This is a genomic window from Kitasatospora sp. NPDC093806 (assembly GCF_040683335.1).
Classification (GTDB): Bacteria; Actinomycetota; Actinomycetes; order Streptomycetales; family Streptomycetaceae; genus Kitasatospora.
In genome coordinates, this window is sequence record NZ_JBFBDO010000019.1 from 1 (window position 1) to 16379 (window position 16379).

Annotated in this window: 13 protein-coding genes and 2 pseudogenes; 6 read left to right on the top strand and 9 right to left on the bottom strand. The window is 73.3% G+C overall.

The window, feature by feature from the left end; genetic code table 11:
- Positions 1-118 (bottom strand): annotated as a pseudogene (locus AB0N76_RS12585) (acyl-CoA dehydrogenase); the annotation flags it as partial.
- A gap of 240 nt (positions 119-358) precedes the next feature.
- Here AB0N76_RS12585 and AB0N76_RS12590 point away from each other — a divergent pair.
- Positions 359-1696, top strand: a complete 1338-nt coding sequence (locus AB0N76_RS12590; protein ID WP_363556109.1) for a UDP-glucose/GDP-mannose dehydrogenase family protein — start codon at positions 359-361, stop codon at positions 1694-1696.
- A gap of 37 nt (positions 1697-1733) precedes the next feature.
- Positions 1734-2147, top strand: coding sequence for a CoA-binding protein (locus AB0N76_RS12595; RefSeq protein ID WP_363556111.1), 414 nt, complete (start codon positions 1734-1736; stop codon positions 2145-2147).
- Positions 2148-2167: 20 nt separating this feature from the next.
- Here AB0N76_RS12595 and AB0N76_RS12600 read toward each other — a convergent pair whose 3' ends face one another.
- From AB0N76_RS12600 to AB0N76_RS12610, 3 genes are read right to left on the bottom strand one after another with little or no spacing between them, the layout of a single operon-like run.
- Positions 2168-3391 carry a dipeptidase gene (locus AB0N76_RS12600; RefSeq protein ID WP_363556113.1) on the bottom strand — a complete coding sequence of 408 codons (1224 nt, stop codon included), beginning with the start codon at positions 3389-3391 and terminating at the stop codon, positions 2168-2170.
- Positions 3392-3414: 23 nt separating this feature from the next.
- Positions 3415-3960, bottom strand: a complete 546-nt coding sequence (purE, locus tag AB0N76_RS12605; RefSeq protein ID WP_363556115.1) for a 5-(carboxyamino)imidazole ribonucleotide mutase — start codon at positions 3958-3960, stop codon at positions 3415-3417.
- Entirely contained in the window at positions 3957-5114 is a 1158-nt protein-coding gene (locus AB0N76_RS12610; protein WP_363556117.1) for a 5-(carboxyamino)imidazole ribonucleotide synthase, read from the bottom strand. The genes purE and AB0N76_RS12610 overlap by 4 nt, the downstream gene beginning before the upstream one ends.
- 241 nt (positions 5115-5355) lie before the next feature.
- On the opposite strand from AB0N76_RS12610, the gene AB0N76_RS12615 reads away from it, so the two are divergent.
- Together AB0N76_RS12615 and AB0N76_RS12620 are read left to right on the top strand one after the other, a co-directional pair.
- Entirely contained in the window at positions 5356-5931 is a 576-nt protein-coding gene (locus AB0N76_RS12615) for a GtrA family protein (protein WP_363556119.1), read from the top strand.
- Between the two features lie 95 nt (positions 5932-6026).
- Positions 6027-6317: pseudogene (locus AB0N76_RS12620) on the top strand (ester cyclase); the annotation flags it as partial.
- A 104-nt stretch (positions 6318-6421) separates the two neighbouring features.
- Here the strand turns inward: AB0N76_RS12620 and AB0N76_RS12625 are convergent.
- Both AB0N76_RS12625 and AB0N76_RS12630 read right to left on the bottom strand, forming a co-directional pair.
- A complete protein-coding gene (locus AB0N76_RS12625) occupies positions 6422-7669 on the bottom strand; it encodes an ATP-binding protein (RefSeq protein WP_363556121.1) in 1248 nt (415 codons plus the stop codon).
- 58 nt (positions 7670-7727) lie between these two features.
- Positions 7728-8402, bottom strand: coding sequence for a response regulator transcription factor (locus AB0N76_RS12630; protein ID WP_030300686.1), 675 nt, complete (start codon positions 8400-8402; stop codon positions 7728-7730).
- Between the two features lie 328 nt (positions 8403-8730).
- On the opposite strand from AB0N76_RS12630, the gene AB0N76_RS12635 reads away from it, so the two are divergent.
- Both AB0N76_RS12635 and AB0N76_RS12640 read left to right on the top strand, forming a co-directional pair.
- Complete coding sequence (locus AB0N76_RS12635; RefSeq protein ID WP_363556123.1) at positions 8731-10239, top strand: oligopeptide:H+ symporter; 1509 nt, start codon at positions 8731-8733, stop codon at positions 10237-10239.
- 137 nt (positions 10240-10376) lie between these two features.
- Entirely contained in the window at positions 10377-12506 is a 2130-nt protein-coding gene (locus tag AB0N76_RS12640) for a prolyl oligopeptidase family serine peptidase (RefSeq protein WP_363556125.1), read from the top strand.
- A 60-nt stretch (positions 12507-12566) separates the two neighbouring features.
- Here the strand turns inward: AB0N76_RS12640 and hutI are convergent, their stop codons facing one another.
- The 3 genes from hutI to AB0N76_RS12655 form a co-directional block, all read right to left on the bottom strand.
- Positions 12567-13736 (bottom strand): imidazolonepropionase, encoded by a 1170-nt coding sequence (gene hutI / locus AB0N76_RS12645; protein WP_363556287.1) that lies wholly within the window; start codon positions 13734-13736, stop codon positions 12567-12569.
- 113 nt (positions 13737-13849) lie between these two features.
- Entirely contained in the window at positions 13850-15199 is a 1350-nt protein-coding gene (locus tag AB0N76_RS12650) for a formimidoylglutamate deiminase (RefSeq protein WP_363556127.1), read from the bottom strand.
- Positions 15190-16374, bottom strand: a complete 1185-nt coding sequence (locus AB0N76_RS12655; RefSeq protein ID WP_363556289.1) for an allantoate amidohydrolase — start codon at positions 16372-16374, stop codon at positions 15190-15192. The genes AB0N76_RS12650 and AB0N76_RS12655 overlap by 10 nt, the downstream gene beginning before the upstream one ends.
- Positions 16375-16379 lie beyond the last annotated feature (5 nt).

Genomic DNA, 16379 nt, shown 5'->3' on the forward strand with positions numbered 1-16379 from the left:
CCGCCGCGAACGGAGCGATCTTCGCCTCGGCCAGCGAACGCACCGCCTCACGGAGCATCTCGTGCTCCTCGGAGATCCGGAAGAGATCGAAGTCCGCCGCCCCTGCGCTGCCCGCCATGATGCCCGCCTCTTCGGAGAGTTGTTTCGAGTGGCCCGGTCCGGTCCGGTCGTGCAGCCGGTTGATCGCCGGGTTAACTACCGTTAAGTAGTGATCCTAGGGCTCCGACCTGCGACTGCCTAGGTAGGTCGGGGTCCCCCCGAGGGTGTCGTGGGCCGGGTCCGGATGGCCGGATAGCATCGGTGGGCACGGCCCCCGCCGGGGGCGCGCCGCCCGACCTGCCCGCTCGAAGGGGAAACCGTGACCCTCCGCATCTCCGTGATCGGCACCGGCTATCTCGGCGCCACCCACGCCGCCGCCATGGCGGAGTTCGGCTTCGAGGTGCTGGGGCTGGACATCGACCCGGAGAAGATCGCCACCCTGACCGCCGGCCGGGTGCCGATGTACGAGCCGGGCCTGTCCGAGCTGCTGCTCAAGCACGTGGCGGGGCACGAGGGTTCGACCGGCCGGCTGCGGTTCACCACCTCCGCCCAGGAGGCCGCCGAGTTCGGCGACGTGCTGTTCGTCTGCGTCAACACCCCGCAGCGCAAGGGCGAGTTCGCCGCCGACATGTCGTACGTCGACGCGGCGATCGACTCGCTCGCCCCGTACCTGACCCGCCCGGTGCTGGTGGTCGGCAAGTCCACCGTGCCGGTCGGCTCGGCGGGCCGGCTGGCCGAGCGGCTGGCCGCCCTGGCCCCGGCCGGCGCGGACGCCGAACTCGCCTGGAACCCGGAGTTCCTGCGCGAGGGCTTCGCCGTCCAGGACACCCTGCGCCCGGACCGGATCGTGGTCGGCGCCCGCAGCGAGCGCGCCGAGCGGCTGCTGCGCGAGGTCTACGCGCAGCCGATCGCCGCCGGGACGCCGTTCCTGGTCACCGACTACGCCACCGCCGAGCTGGTGAAGACGGCCGCCAACTCCTTCCTGGCCACCAAGATCTCCTTCATCAACGCGATGGCCGAGGTCTGCGAGGCGGCCGGCGCGGACGTCACCCAGCTGAGCGCGGCGCTCGCACTGGACGAGCGGATCGGCGGCAAGTTCCTCAACTCCGGCCTCGGCTTCGGCGGCGGCTGCCTGCCCAAGGACATCCGGGCGTTCATGGCCCGGGCCGGCGAGCTGGGCGCCGACCAGGCGCTGACCTTCCTCCGCGAGGTCGACTCGATCAACATGCGCCGCCGCTCCCGGATGGTAGAGCTGGCCCGCGAGCAGTGCGGCGGCGGCTTCCTGGGCCGCCGGGTCGCCGTCCTGGGCGCGGCGTTCAAGCCCAACTCGGACGACATCCGGGACTCGCCGGCGCTGAACGTCGCCGCGCAGATCCAGCTCCAGGGCGCGCAGGTCACCGTCTACGACCCGAAGGCGATGGACAACGCGCGCAAGATGTTCCCGAGCCTGACCTACGCCGACTCCCCGCTGGAGGCCGCCGAGGGCGCCCACGTCGTCCTCCACCTCACCGAGTGGCAGGAGTTCCGCTCGCTCGACCCGGCCGAGCTGGGCGCGGTGGTGGCCGAGCGCCGCCTCCTGGACGGCCGCAACGTCCTCGACGCCGACGCCTGGCGGGCCGCCGGCTGGACCTACCGCGCCCTCGGCCGCCCCAGCTGACGGGAATCCCGGGGGACGGGCCGTCGTTGGCCCTCCCATGACGAACTACGGCGACGACGCGACGGTCCGCTCCATCCTCACCGGCTCCGGCGACACCTGGGCGGTGGTCGGCCTCTCCACCAATACCGCCCGGGCCGCGTACGGCGTCGCCGCGGTGCTCCAGCGGTACGGCAAGCGGATCGTCCCCGTCCATCCCAAGGCCGAGACGGTCCTCGGCGAGCAGGGCTACCGCTCGCTCGCCGAGGTCCCGTTCCCGGTCGACGTGGTGGACGTGTTCGTGAACAGCGAGCTGGCCGGGGCGGTCGCCGACCAGGCGGTGGCCGCCGGGGCGAAGGCGGTCTGGTTCCAGCTCGGCGTGGTCGACGAGGAGGCCTACGCCCGGACCACGGCCGCCGGGTTGGAGATGGTCATGGACCGGTGCCCGGCGATCGAGATCCCCCGCCTGGGCTGAGCCCCGAGAGCGCCCGCCGGTCAGCCGGTCGGGCCGTCCAGCCGGTCGATGGTGGCGATGGACGGGGTGCGGCCCTCGGCGCGCAGCCGGCCGGCGGTGGCCTCGGCGTCGCGCAGGACGCGGACGGCGTTGTGCCAGGTGAGCTTCCCGAGGTCGGACTCCGACCAGCCGCGGCGCAGCAGTTCGGCGATCAGGTTGGGGTAGCCGGCGACGTCGTCGAGGCCCTCGGGGAGGAACGCGGTGCCGTCGAAGTCGCCGCCGATGCCGATGTGGTCGATGCCCGCCACCTCGCGCATGTGGTCGAGGTGGTCGGCGACGGTGGTGACGGTGGCGACCGGGCGCGGGTTGGCCGCCTCGAACGCGCGCTGGCACGCGATCCCGGCGGGCGTGGTGTCGAGGTGGTCGAAGCCGTGGGCGCGCATGTTCTCGTCCGCCGTGAGGGTCCACTCGATGGCGGCCGGCAGGATGAACTTGGGGACGAAGGTGGCCATCGCCACGCCGCCGTTGCCGGGGAGCTGGGCGAGCACGTCGTCGGGGACGTTGCGGGGGTGGCCGCAGACGGCGCGCGCCGAGGAGTGCGAGAAGAGCACCGGCGCCGCGCTGACCCGCAGGGCGTCGCGCATGGTGTCGGCGGAGACGTGCGAGAGGTCGACCAGCATGCCGAGCCGGTTCATCTCCCGGACGACCTCCTCGCCGAAGGCGGTGAGGCCGCCGGCGACGGGCTTGTCGGTGGCGGAGTCGGCCCACGGCGTGTTGTCGTTGTGGGTGAGCGTCAGGTACCGGACGCCGAGCGCGTACAGGGCGCGCAGGGTGGCGAGCGAGCAGTCGATGGAGTGGCCGCCCTCGGCGCCCATCAGGGAGGCGATCCGCCCCTCGGCGCGGGCGGCTTCGAGGTCGTCGGCGGTGAGCGCGAGCCGCAGCCGGTCGGGGAAGCGGTCGACCAGGGCGTGGACGAAGTCGATCTGTTCGAGGGTGGCGCTGACGGCGTGGTCGCCGGCGAGTCGGCTGGGCACGTAGACGGACCAGAACTGCGCGCCGACCCCGCCCGCGGTGAGCCGGGCGAGGTCGGTGTGCAGTCGGGCGCTCTGGTCGGCGGCCAGGTCGAGCGCGTCGAGGTCGTAGCCGGCCTGTTCGCGCATCGCCCAGGGGAGGTCGTTGTGGCCGTCCACCACGGGGGTGGCGCGGAGGACGGCCCGGGCACGCTCCAGCAGGGCGGGGGCGGGATCCAGCAGCTCAGAGGTCATACGAGCTGTTGTATCCGATTTGATTACTTTCCAAAGCCGAACGAAGCGGAACCCGCCACCTTGGCCCGAAGCTTCTTGCCCTTCTCGGTGGCCTGGCCGTTCAGCTCGGCCTGGAACTCGGTCATCCGCTCGGTCAGCTCCGGGTCGAACGCGGCGAGCATCCGGACCGCCAGCAGGCCCGCGTTGCGCGCGCCCGCCACCGAGACCGTGGCCACCGGCACGCCGGCCGGCATCTGCACGATCGACAGCAGGCTGTCCATGCCGTCCAGGTAGCGCAGCGGCACCGGCACCCCGATCACCGGCAGCGGCGTGACCGAGGCGAGCATGCCCGGCAGGTGGGCCGCGCCGCCGGCCCCGGCGATGATCGCCTTCAGCCCGCGCCGGTGGGCGTTCTCGCCGTAGGCCACCATCTCGCGCGGCATCCGGTGCGCGGAGACGACGTCGACCTCGTACGGGATCTCGAACTCGTCGAGGGCCTGCGCGGCGGCCTCCATCACGGGCCAGTCGGAGTCCGAGCCCATGACGATGCCGACGAGCGGGGTGACCGGGGAGGGGGCGGGGGTGGTCATTCGGTGATCGTTCCTCGCAGGTAGGCGGCCGCGTGGCGGGCGCGCTCACGGACGTCGTCGAGGTCGTCCCCGAAGACGTTGACATGGCCGACCTTGCGGCCGGGCTTCACGTCCTTGCCGTACATGTGGATCCGCAGGCCGGGATCGCGGGCCATGCAGTGCAGGAAGGCGTGGTACATGTCCGGGTAGTCGCCGCCGAGGACGTTGACCATGACGGTCCACTTGGCGCGCGGCCGGGGGTCGCCGAGCGGCAGGTCGAGGACGGCCCGCAGGTGGTTCTCGAACTGCGAGGTGACGGCGCCGTCCTGGCTCCAGTGCCCGGAGTTGTGCGGCCGCATGGCCAGCTCGTTGACCAGGATCCGGCCGTCCCGGGTCTGGAACAGCTCGACCGCGAGGTGGCCGGTGATGTCCAGCTCGCCGGCGATCCGCAGGGCGAGCTGCTGGGCCTGGTCGGACAGGGCCGGGTCGAGGTCCGGCGCGGGGGCGGTGACCTCGGCGCAGACGCCGTTCTCCTGGACGCTCTCCACCACCGGGTAGGCGACCGCCTGGCCGCTGGGCGACCGGACCACGTTGGCGGCCAGCTCGCGGACGAAGTCGACCTTCTCCTCGGCGAGCACCGGGACGCCGGCCAGGAACGGGGCCGCGGCCTGCTGCTCGTCGTCGACGACCCAGACGCCCTTGCCGTCGTAGCCGCCGCGGACGGTCTTCAGCACCACCGGGTAGCCGGAGCCCTCGTTGGCGAAGGCGGTCACGTCGGCCGGGTCGGCGACGAGCCGGTGCCGGGGGCAGGGGACGCCGATGGAGTCGAGCTTGGCCCGCATCACGCCCTTGTCCTGGGCGTTGACCAGCGCCTCCGGGCCGGGCCGGACGGCGATGCCGTCGGCCTGCAGGGCCCGCAGGTGCTCGGTCGGCACGTGCTCGTGGTCGAAGGTGATCACGTCGCAGCCGGCCGCGAAGGCGCGGAGGGTGTCGAGGTCGCGGTAGTCACCGAGGACGACGTCGGAGACGACCTGCGCCGCCGAGTCCTGGGGAGTGTCGGCGAGGAGCTTGAAGCGGATCCCGAGCGGGATGCCCGCCTGGTGTGCCATGCGGGCAAGCTGCCCGCCGCCGATCATGCCCACCACTGGAAAATTCGCATTGCCCGGGGAAGTCACCCCGCCAGGATATCCGGGCCGGTCGGAGGGCGTGGAACCGCTCCCGCCGCTACGGCGTCCCACCGGCGGGTGACGAACCGACCCGGCCGGGGGGCTGAGCCGATCGGTGGAACCGGGTAGCCTGGACGGCCAGGTCCTGGTACGCGCGATCCGATCATGTGCGTGCACGCAGGGCTCAAGGGGCCGACGGCGTTCACCCGGCGGACCCCTTTCGTCCGCAGGCACATGGAGGCAGCCCGGTATGGCGACGACCACGGCGTCGAACCCCTCGCTGGCGCAGAAACTGCGCGGCCTGAGGGGCGAGGCGGTGAAGTTCGGCCTGGTCGGCCTCAGCGGTGTCGTGGTCAACTTCGCCGTCTTCTGGGTCTGCATCAACGGCCTGGGCCTGGCCTCACTGCGGTCCAACATCATCGCCACGACGATCGCGATCGCCACCAACTACCTGGGCTACCGCTACTGGCTGTACCGGGACCGGGACGCCGCCTCGCGCAAGCGCGAGATCACGCTGTTCCTGGTGTTCAGCGGCATCGGCATGCTGATCGACACCGGGGTGCTCGGCGTCTCGAAGTACGCGCTCGGCCTCGACTCGAACTTCGAGCAGATGGCCGCGAAGGTCGTCGGCCTCGGGCTGGGCACGGTGTTCCGCTTCATCTCGTACCGGACCTGGGTGTTCAAGGCCGTCCCCGAGCCGGTGGCCGTCCCCGAGCAGGCCGCCGCACCGGCCGACGGTCCGGCGGACGCCCCGGTCGCCGCCGTGGTCGCCCAGGCCGAGCTGATGCTGGCCGCCGAGCGGATCCGCTACGCCAAGGCCGAGTAGCGCCGTCCACCTCGCAAGAGGACAGTGGTGACAGAGGGCGAGCACGGCCGGCGAACGATCGAGGCCGAGGGGGCGCAGGACGCAGGAGGCTCGCCATGGCGTTCGTCCAGATCATCGACTGCCGTACCGACCACCTGGACGAGTTCAGCGGTCTGCTGGACCGCTGGGCCGAACAGACCGAGGGCCGGCGGACGGTCGACCACGCGCTGCTCACCACCGACCGCACGGACCCGCGGCACGTGGTGGAGATCGTCGAGTTCGCGTCGTACGAGGACGCGATGCGCAACTCGCACCTGCCGGAGACCGACCGGATCTACCGCGAGATGGTGGCGCTCTGCGACGCGCCGCCCACCTTCACCGACCTCGACGTGGTCCGGGACGCCCGGTACTGACCGCACCCGCGCCACGTGCGCCCCAGACCCCGCTAGTCGTCCCTGCGGCTGCGCCCCAGACCCCGCTAGTCGTCCCTGCGGCTCCGCCCCAGACCCCGCTAGTCGTCCCTGCGGCTGCGCCCCAGGAAGAGCGCGAACACCGCCGGCCGCAGCGAGAGCAGTTCCAGCCGCCCGCCGTCCGCCTCCGCCAGGTCGCGGGCGACGGCCAGCCCGATGCCGGTCGAGTTGCGGCCGCTGACCGCGCGCTCGAACACCCGGTTGCCCAGCTCGGCCGGCACCCCGGGGCCCTCGTCCTGTACCTCGACCACCACCGAGGTCCCGGACGGCCGGACCCGCAGGGTGATCGTCCCGGCGCCGTGCATCAGCGAGTTCTCGATCAGGGTGGCCAGCACCTGGGCGACCGTGCCGGGCGTGCCGACCGCGGTGACCCCGTGCAGGCCCTCGACCTGGAGCACCCGGCCGGTGCCGCGCAGCGACGCGCCCCACTCCTCGATCTGCTGCTTGACCACGTCGTCGAGGTCGAAGGCGACCGCGGTGGGGCTGCGCGGGTCGCGCTGGGTGGTGAGCAGCCGCTGGACGACGTCGGTGAGCCGCTCGACCTGCTGGAGGGCGATGGTGGCCTCCTCCTTGACGGTCTCCGGGTCCTCGGCGAGCGCGGTGATCTCCTCCAGCCGCATGGAGAGCGCGGTGAGCGGGGTGCGCAGCTGGTGCGAGGCGTCGGCGGCGAGCCGGCGTTCGGCGGTGAGCATCCGGGCGATCCGCTCGGCGCTGACGTCCAGCACCTCGGCGACCCGGTCGAGCTCGGGCACGCCGTAGCGGCGGTCGCGCGGGCGCGGGTCGCCGGAGCCGAGCCGTTCGGCGGTCTCGGCGAGGTCGGTGAGCGGCTGGGCGAGCCGTTTGGCCTGCCAGACGGCGAGGGCGACGGCGGCCTGCACGGCGAGCAGCGCGACCACGCCGAGCAGCAGCAGCATGTTGGCGATCTCGTGGTCGACCGCGGCCCGGGACTGCTCGACGGTGACGGTCTCGCCGCTCACGCCGCGTTCGACCGCCTTGAGCAGGTGGCCGCTGTCCGGCCGCTGCCCGCTGGAGACGACCGCCTGGCCGGGGATGTCGACCTCGACGTACTGGCCCTCGGAGACCTGGTTGGCGAACTTGTCGCCGGTGACCGGCTCCTTGGCGGCGAGCCGGTTCTCCACCAGGGCGAGCACGCGGACGGCGGCGGCGTCCACCCGGTCCTGGGCGGAGCTGACGATGGTGCGCTTCTCCACCAGGGCGAGCGGCACGCAGAACACCGCGACCACCACGAGGACCACGCCCAGCAGCGAGTTGATCATCCGGCGTTTCACGCTGCCGCTCCCCGTGGTGGTACGAATCCCGGGCGGGTCCGTGCGGACCCGCCCGGGCCTAATTCTTCTCGAAGCGGAAGCCGACCCCGCGCACGGTGGCGATGTACCGGGGGTTGGCGGCGTCGTCGCCGAGCTTCTTGCGCAGCCAGGAGATGTGCATGTCCAGGGTCTTGGTGGAGGTCCACCAGGTGGTGTCCCAGACCTGGCGCATGATCTCCTCGCGGGTCACCACCCGGCCGGCGTCCCGGACCAGCACCCGCAGCAGCTCGAACTCCTTGGCGGAGAGGGTGAGCTCCTCCTCGCCGAGCCAGGCGCGGTGCGACTCGATGTCGATCTTGACGCCGTGCGCACCGGTGGTGAGCTGGTCGACGTTGCCGCGCCGGAGCAGGGCCCGGACCCGGGCGAGCAGTTCGGCGAGGCGGAACGGCTTGGTGACGTAGTCGTCGGCGCCGGCGTCCAGGCCGACCACGGTGTCGACCTCGTCGGCGCGGGCGGTGAGCACCAGGACGGGGCAACTGCGGCCGTCCGCGCGGAGTCTGCGGCAGACCTCCAGTCCGTCCATCTCGGGCAGGCCGAGGTCGAGGACGACGAGGTCGACCTCCTCGCCGAGCCCGGCGGCCAGCGCGGACGGGCCGTCCTCCCGGACGAGCACCTCGTAGCCCTCGCGGCGCAGGGCCCGGGCGAGCGGTTCGGAGATCGCCGGGTCGTCCTCGGCGAGCAGCACACAGGTCATGGGGTGATGGTAGTCCGCCGGGGTATGCCCCGAGCGGCCGTGAGGTAGTTCACAGTGCGTGATCGTTATACAGAGGGCAATCAGGCCTCAACCGACACGCCCGGGCCGCGCGTTCGGCGAAGATCCTGCGCCTGGATCTTGCATCCGAAGGCATAACACCGGCCCTACCATGGATAGAGCGATCAGATCTTTCGCAAACTTTGCCATCGGCATACCTAATTCAAGGCTTTTGTCAGCTGATGACGCCAAATATCGCCACGTAGAGTGGTTTCGTCCACGTCCGCCTCCACCCCCCTTGGCGGACGCTTCAGGCAAGGAACCACTACTCATGGCGTCTACGACCCTGGACGCCGGCCTCAAGCCGGCCTCTCCCAGCGGCAAGACCTTCCTCGGGCACCCCCGGGGCCTCGCCACGCTCTTCATGAGCGAGATGTGGGAGCGCTTCAGCTACTACGGCATGCGTGCCCTGCTGGTGCTCTACATGACGGCCTCCATCGCGGAGGGCGGCCTCGGCATGAAGGCGGCCGTCGCCGCCGCCGTCTACAGCGTCTACACCGCGATGGTCTACCTGCTCGCCCTCCCGGGCGGCTGGATCGCGGACCGCTTCCTCGGCGCCCGGAAGACCGTCGCGGTCGGCGGCTCGATCATCATGATCGGCCACTTCCTGCTGGCGATCCCGGCGAGCGCGTCGTTCTTCGTCGGCCTCGCGTTCATCGCGATCGGCTCGGGCCTGCTCAAGGCGAACATCTCGACGATGGTCGGCCACCTGTACGACGGGCCGAACGACCCGCGTCGCGACGGCGGCTTCACCATCTTCTACATGGGCATCAACCTCGGTGCCTTCGCCGCCCCGCTGGTCATCGGCACCATCGGCCAGAACGTCAACTGGCACCTCGGCTTCGCCCTGGCCGGCGTCGGCATGGCCCTGGGCCTGGCCCAGTTCCTGCTCGGCTCCCGCCACCTGAGCGCCAAGAGCGACGTGGTGACCTCGCCGATCTCGGACGCCGAGAAGAGCGTGATCTTCAAGAAGGCGGGCCTCTGGCTGGCCATCGCCGCGGTCTTCTACACGGTCGTCGGCCTGACCGGCCACTTCACCATCAACTGGGCGATCTGGCCGCTGTCGATCGCGGGCCTCGCGATCCCGGTCTTCGTCTTCGCCAAGGTGAAGCGGGACAAGGACCTCGACGAGACCGAGCAGTCCCGGATGAGCGGCTACATCTGGTTCTTCGTCGCCGCCGCCGTGTTCTGGATGATCTACGACCAGTCCGGCTCGACGCTGAACATGTTCGCGGAGAACAACACCGCGTCCACCCTGTTCGGCTTCGACTTCCCGTCCAGCTGGTTCCAGTCGCTCAACCCGCTGTACATCATGGCGCTGGCCCCGGTCTTCGCCTGGATCTGGGTGGCCCTGTCCCGCAAGGCCAAGAACCCCAGCACCACCGCGAAGTTCGCCTTCGGCCTGCTGATGATCGGCGCGTCGTTCCTGGTCATGATGCTGGCGATGGCCGCCGCCTCGGGCGGCGCCAAGGTCACCCCGCTCTGGCTGGCCATGGTCTACCTGATCCAGACCGTCGGCGAGCTGACCCTCTCCCCGGTGGGCCTGTCCGTCACCACCAAGCTGGCGCCGACCAAGTACGCCAGCCAGATGATGGGCGTCTGGTTCCTGGCCGTCACCGCCGGTGACTGCGTCGCGGCCATCTTCCAGCTGCTGCTCGGCGACGACGTCGTCGGCTCCACCTGGTACTTCGCGGTCCAGGGTGCGATGGCGATCCTCGCCGGCCTGGCCCTCTTCATGTACCGCAAGAAGGTCGTGCGACTGATGGGCGACGTCCACTGACGACGCCCGGTCGCACCGCCTGACCGCCAGCCCCCGGGGCCGGCGCGGATTCCTGAGATCCGCGCCGGCCCCGGTCGTTTTCCCGATTTTCCGACGGTTCCGTGACCGGGCCCGGCCGGGCGTGTCAGTCTCCCCGTATGACCACCGGATCCGCGTACGAACCTCCGCCCACCCTCCCCCGCCAACTGGCCCGCACCCGCCGCTTCACGCTCGGCGCGCCGACGCAGCCGACGGTCTCCGCCGACGGCCGCACCGTCCTCTTCCTGCGCAGCCGGGCCGGCGACGACCCGGTCGGCTGCCTCTGGGCGCTCGACGCCGGGACCGGCGCGGAACGGCTGCTCGCCGACCCCGCCGCGCTCGGCTTCCCCGAGTCCCCCGAGGGCGAGCTGCCCGAGGCCGAGCGGATCCGCCGCGAGCGCGCCCGCGTCCACGCGAGCGGCATCACCGCGTACGCCACCGACGGCGCCGGGCGGCTCGCCGCCTTCGCCCTCGGCGGCGCGCTCTGGCTCGCCGACGCCGACACCGGGGAGGTCCGCCGCGTCCCCACCGCCACCGAGGTGTACGACCCGCGCCCCGACCCCACCGGCCGGTGGGTCGCCTACGCCGGCGGCGGCGCCCTGCGGGTCGTCCGGATCGACGGCGACGGCGTGGCCCCCGAGGACCGCGCGCCGGCCGAGCCCGAGCACGACGAGGTCCGCTACGGCGTGCCCGACCACGTCGCCGCCGAGTCCATGCACCGCACCCGGGCCCACTGGTGGTCCCCCGACGGCACCCGGCTGCTGGTCGCCCGGGTCGACGAGCGCCCGCTGCGCCGGCTGCACCTGGCCGACCCGTCCGACCCGGCCCGGCCGCCGCGGGTCATCCGCTACCCGCTGGCCGGCACCGCCAACGCCGAGGTCACGCTGTGGCTGCTCGCCCTCGACGGCACCGCACCCGTCGAGGTCCGCTGGGACCGGGCCGGCTTCGAGTACCTGACCGCCGCCGGCTGGGACGGCCACGGCCCGTACGCCGCCGTGCAGAACCGCGACCAGCGCACCGTGCGCACCCTCGCGATCGACCCGGCCGACGGCGGCACCCGCACCCTCGCCGACCGGCACGATGAGCACTGGGTCCAGCTGGTCCCCGGCCTGCCGGCCCGCACCGCCGCCGGCGCCCTGGTCGACGCCGCCGACCACGGCGACACCCGCCACCTCACCGTCGACGGCGAGCCCGTCACCCCGCCCGGCCTCCAGCTGCGCGAAGTCCTCGGGACGGACGGCGGGTCCGTGCTCTTCACCGCCTCCGCCGAACCCACCGAAACCCACCTCTGGTCGTGGGACCCCGACCGGGGCGCCGTCCGGCTCAGCTCCGAGCCCGGCGTACACACCGGCGTGCGGCGTGCCGGCACGCTGGTCCACACCGCGCGCACCCCCCGCGCGCCCGGCGGCGGCCTCACCGTCCATCGCGCCGGGGACGTCCACCCCGTCGTCTCCCACGCCCAGGCCCCGGTCACCGCCACCCGGCCCGAACTGCTCCGGCTCGGCCCGCGCGACCTGCGCGCCGCGCTCTTCCTGCCGACCGGCCACCGCCCCGCCGACGGCCCGCTGCCCGTCCTGCTCGACCCCTACGGCGGCCCGGCGCTCACCAAGGTCACCGCGGCCGGCAGCTGGTGGGACCTGGTCTCGCAGTGGTTCGCCGACCAGGGCTTCGCCGTCCTGGCGGTGGACGGCCGCGGCACCCCCGGGCGCGGCCCGCGCTGGGAGAAGGCCGTCTTCGCGGACGTCGCCACCCCCGCCCTGGAGGACCAGGTCGACGCCCTGCAGGAGGCCGCCCGGCTGCGTCCCGGCCTGCTCGACCTCGACCGGGTCGGCATCCGCGGCTGGTCCTACGGCGGCTTCCTGGCCGCGCTCGCCGTACTGCGCCGCCCGGACGTCTTCCACGCCGCCGTCGCCGGCGCCGCCCCGACCGACCACCGGCTCTACGACACCCACTGGAAGGAGCGCTTCCTCGGCCACCCGGACGAGCACCCCGAGCGCTACGACGCCTGCTCGCTGATCCCCGACGCCCCCGGGCTGCGCCGCCCGCTGCTGCTGGTCCACGGCCTCGCCGACGACAACGTGCTGCCCGCGCACAGCCTGCGGCTCTCCGCCGCGCTGCTCGCCGCCGGACGGCCGCACGAGCTGCTCCCGGTCGTCGGCGCCGGCCACTCACCGGGCGACGAGGTGACGGCCGAGAACCTGCTGCTGCACCAACTGGACTTCCTGCGCCGCTCGCTGGGCCTGGGCTGAGCCGGCCGCTCTCCCCGCGCTCCGGTGGCCGGGGCGCGGGGAGAGCGGCAGGCCTCCCGGTCAGACCTCCCGGACGCCCGCCCGCCAGACCGCCGCCGTCAGCGGCACGCCCGGCCGGTACGCCAGGTGCACGTGCGAGGGCGCGTCCAGCAGCTGGAGGTCCGCCCGGGCGCCGACCGTCACCGTCCCGACGTCCGTCCGCCGCAGCGCCCGCGCCCCGCCCGCCGTCGCGGCCCAGACCGCCTCGTCCGGCGTCATGCCCATCTCCCGCACCGCCACCGCGATGCAGAACGCCATCGAACTCGTGAAGCTGGAGCCCGGGTTGCAGTCGGTGGAGAGCGCCACCACCGCGCCCGCGGCCAGCAGCCGGCGGGCGTCCGGGTAGACGGCCCGGGTGGAGAACTCGGCGCCCGGCAGCAGCGTCGCCACCGTCGACGAACCGGCCAGCGCCGCCACGTCCTCGTCGGTGAGGTGGGTGCAGTGGTCGGCCGAGGCCGCGCCCAGCTCGACGGCCAGCTGCACGCCCGGGCCGTAGGTGAGCTGGTTGGCGTGCACCCGGGGGGTGAGCCCGCGCTCGATGCCGGCGGTCAGGATCGCCCGGGCCTGGTCGCCGTCGAAGGCGCCCTTCTCGCAGAACACGTCCACCCAGCGGGCGTACGGCGCGCAGGCGTCCAGCATCGGCCCGGTGACCAGCTCGACGTAGGCCGCCGGGTCCTCCGCGTACTCGGGGGCGACCACGTGCGCGCCCAGGTAGGTGGTCTCCGGCGTGTACGAGGAGGCGATCCGCAGCGCCCGGGCCTCGTCCTCGACGGTGAGCCCGTACCCGGACTTGCACTCGATCAGCGTGGTGCCCTGGCGCAGCGCCTCCCGCACCAGCCGGGCCAGGTTGGCGTCGAGCTCGGCGTCGGCGGCGGCCCGGGTGGCGGCCACCGTGGTGCGGATGCCGCCGGCCGTGTAGGACTGGCCGGACATCCGGGCGTTGAACTCGGCGGTGCGGTCGCCCGCGAAGACCAGGTGGGCGTGCGAGTCGACGTAGCCGGGCAGCAGGGCGCGGCCCGCCGCGTCGAAGCGCTCGTCGGCGGCGGGCGCCTCGGCGGCCGGTCCGACCCAGGCGACGGTGTCGCCGTCGATCACCACGGCCGCGTCGGTGAGCAGGCCGAGCGGCCCGGTCCCGTGCGCGGGGTCGTTGGTGACGAGGCTGCCGATGCCGGTGATCAGCGTGCTCGGGATGCTCGGGGTGCTCACGTCAGGACCTTTCGGGGAACGGGCCCGGGGGCGGACGGAACCAGCTCCGCCCGCCCCCGGGGACCCTTCGGGAAACGACAACTCATCGGCTCGACGGCTCAGCAGCCCAGCGCGGCGATCGAGGAGCGCAGCGCGCCCGGCACGTCCGGCACCAGCTGGTGCACGCCGTCCCGGACCACCTGCCGCCCGCCGACCACCACGTGCCGCACGTCCGCCGCCGAGGCGGCGAAGACGGCGATCTCCGCGCCGAGCCGGGGCGCCGGACCGGCGGTGCGCACCGAGTCCAGCGCGATCACGGTGAAGTCGGCCAGCGCGCCGGCCTCGATCCGCCCCGCCTCCGGCCAGCCGAGCGAGGCGTGCCCGTCCTCGGTGCCGGCCCGGAGCAGCGAGTTCGCCGTCCAGTGGCCGCGGGTGCGGGTGCGCAGCCGCTCGTCCAGCTCCAGCGCCCGGGCCTCCTCGAAGGGGTCGATGACCGCGTGGCTGTCGCTGCCGAGGGTGACCGGGCAGCCGCCGGAGGCCAGCTGCCGGGCCGGGCCGATGCCGTCCGCGAGGTCCCGTTCGGTGGTGGGGCACATGCAGACGGTGGTGGAGGAGTCGGTGAGCAGCTTGACGTCCTCCTCGGTGAGGTGGGTGGCGTGCACGGCCGAGGTGCGCGGGCCGAGCGCGCCGTGGTCGGCGAGCAGCCGGGTCGGGGTGACGCCGTGCGCGCTGAGGCAGGCGTCGTTCTCGGCGGTCTGCTCGGACAGGTGGACGTGCAGCGGGGCCTTGCGCATCGACGCCCAGTGGGCGACGGTGCCGAGCTGCTCGGCCGGGACGGCCCGCACCGAGTGGATGGCGGCGCCGATCCGGGCGTGCTCGCGGGCCTTCAGCGCGTCCACCCGCTCGGCCCAGGCGTCGGCGTCGCCGTCGCTGAACCGGCGCTGCGGCTTGGTCGGCTCGGCGCCGAAGCCGGAGGACAGGTAGCAGGTGTCGAGCAGGGTGATCCGGATGCCGGCCCGGGCGGCGGCCTCGATCAGCGCCTCGCCCATCGCGTTCGGGTCGTCGTACCGGGCGCCGCCGGGCGCGTGGTGCAGGTAGTGGAACTCACCGACGGCGGTGACCCCGGCGAGCGCCATCTCCGCGTAGACGGCGGTGGCGAGCGCCAGGTAGCTGTCCGGGTCGAGCGCGCCGGCGAACCGGTACATGGTGTCGCGCCAGGTCCAGAAGGTGCCGGAGCCAACCTGGACGTGGCCGCGCAGCGCCCGGTGGAAGGCGTGCGAGTGGGCGTTGGCCTGGCCGGGCAGCAGCAGGCCGTCCAGCCGGACCGCGTCGGGCGGGCAGGGCCCGCTGTCCGGCTGCACCTTGGCGATCTTGCCGCCGGCGCCGGTGTTGATCAGGACGTCCTGCTCGACCACCGGCCCGTTGGCGTGCGGCAGCCAGGCGTACTGCGCCCAATAGGTCACTGACACGCCAGGTCCTCCAGTACGTCGGCGAGGGCGGCCACACCGGCCAGGCAGTCGGCCGGTTCGGCGTGTTCGGCCGGGGAGTGCGAGACGCCGGTCGGGTTCCGTACGAACAGCATGGCGGTCGGGATCGCCGACGCCAGGATCCCGGCGTCGTGTCCCGCGCCGGTGGGCAGCACCGGGGCGCCGCCCAGGGTCTTGACGAGGCGGTCGCGCAGCGGGCCGTCGAAGTCCACCACCGGGGTGTAGGACTCGCGGGTCAGCTCGACCCGGACGCCGTCGCGCTCGGCGCGCTCGTGCGCCGCCCGCTCGATCTCCTCGACCAGCGCGGTCAGGGTGGCCTCGTCGGCCGCCCGGGAGTCCAGCCAGCCGCGGACCAGGGAGGCGATCGCGTTGGTGCCGTTGGGCTCGACGGCGACCTTGCCGAAGGTGGCCAGCGCGCCCGCGAGCTTCGCCTTCTTCCGCGCGGAGAGCACGGTGTTGGCATAGCTGAGCATCGGGTCGCGGCGGTCCTCGATCCGGGTGGTGCCGGCGTGGTTGGCCTCGCCGTGGAAGTCGAACCGCCAGCGGCCGTGCGGCCAGATCGCCGAGGCGACGCCGACCGGCTGGTCCTCGGTGAGGTAGCGGCCCTGCTCGACGTGGAGCTCGACGAACGCGGCGATCCGGGCCAGCCGGTCGCCGTCGGCGCCGATCGCCGTCGGGTCCTGGCCGGCCCGCTCCATCGCGTCGGGCAGCCGGACGCCGTCGGCGTCCCGCAGCTCGTACGCCTGCTCCTTGCCGAGCACGCCGGCGGTGAGCCGGGAGCCGATGCAGGCGACGCCGAACCGGGCGCCCTCCTCGTCGCCGAAGTTGACGATCGCCAGCGGCCGGGTGAGGGCGGCGCCGCGGTCGCGCAGCTCGTCGAGCGCGGCGAAGGAGGAGACCACGCCGAGCGGGCCGTCGAAGGCGCCGCCGTCCGGGACGGAGTCCAGGTGCGAGCCGGTGACGACCGCGCCCTCGCCGGCCGGGTCGCCCAGCCAGGCCCACTGGTTGCCGTTGCGGTCCAGCTCGTAGGTCAGGCCGCGGCTGCGGGCCTGCTCCTCGAACCAGGCGCGGCACTCGGCGTCGGCGGAGTTCCAGGCGAACCGGCGGTAGCCGCCGGATGCGGCGGAGCGGCCCACGGGGAGCAGCTCCGCCCACATCCGTT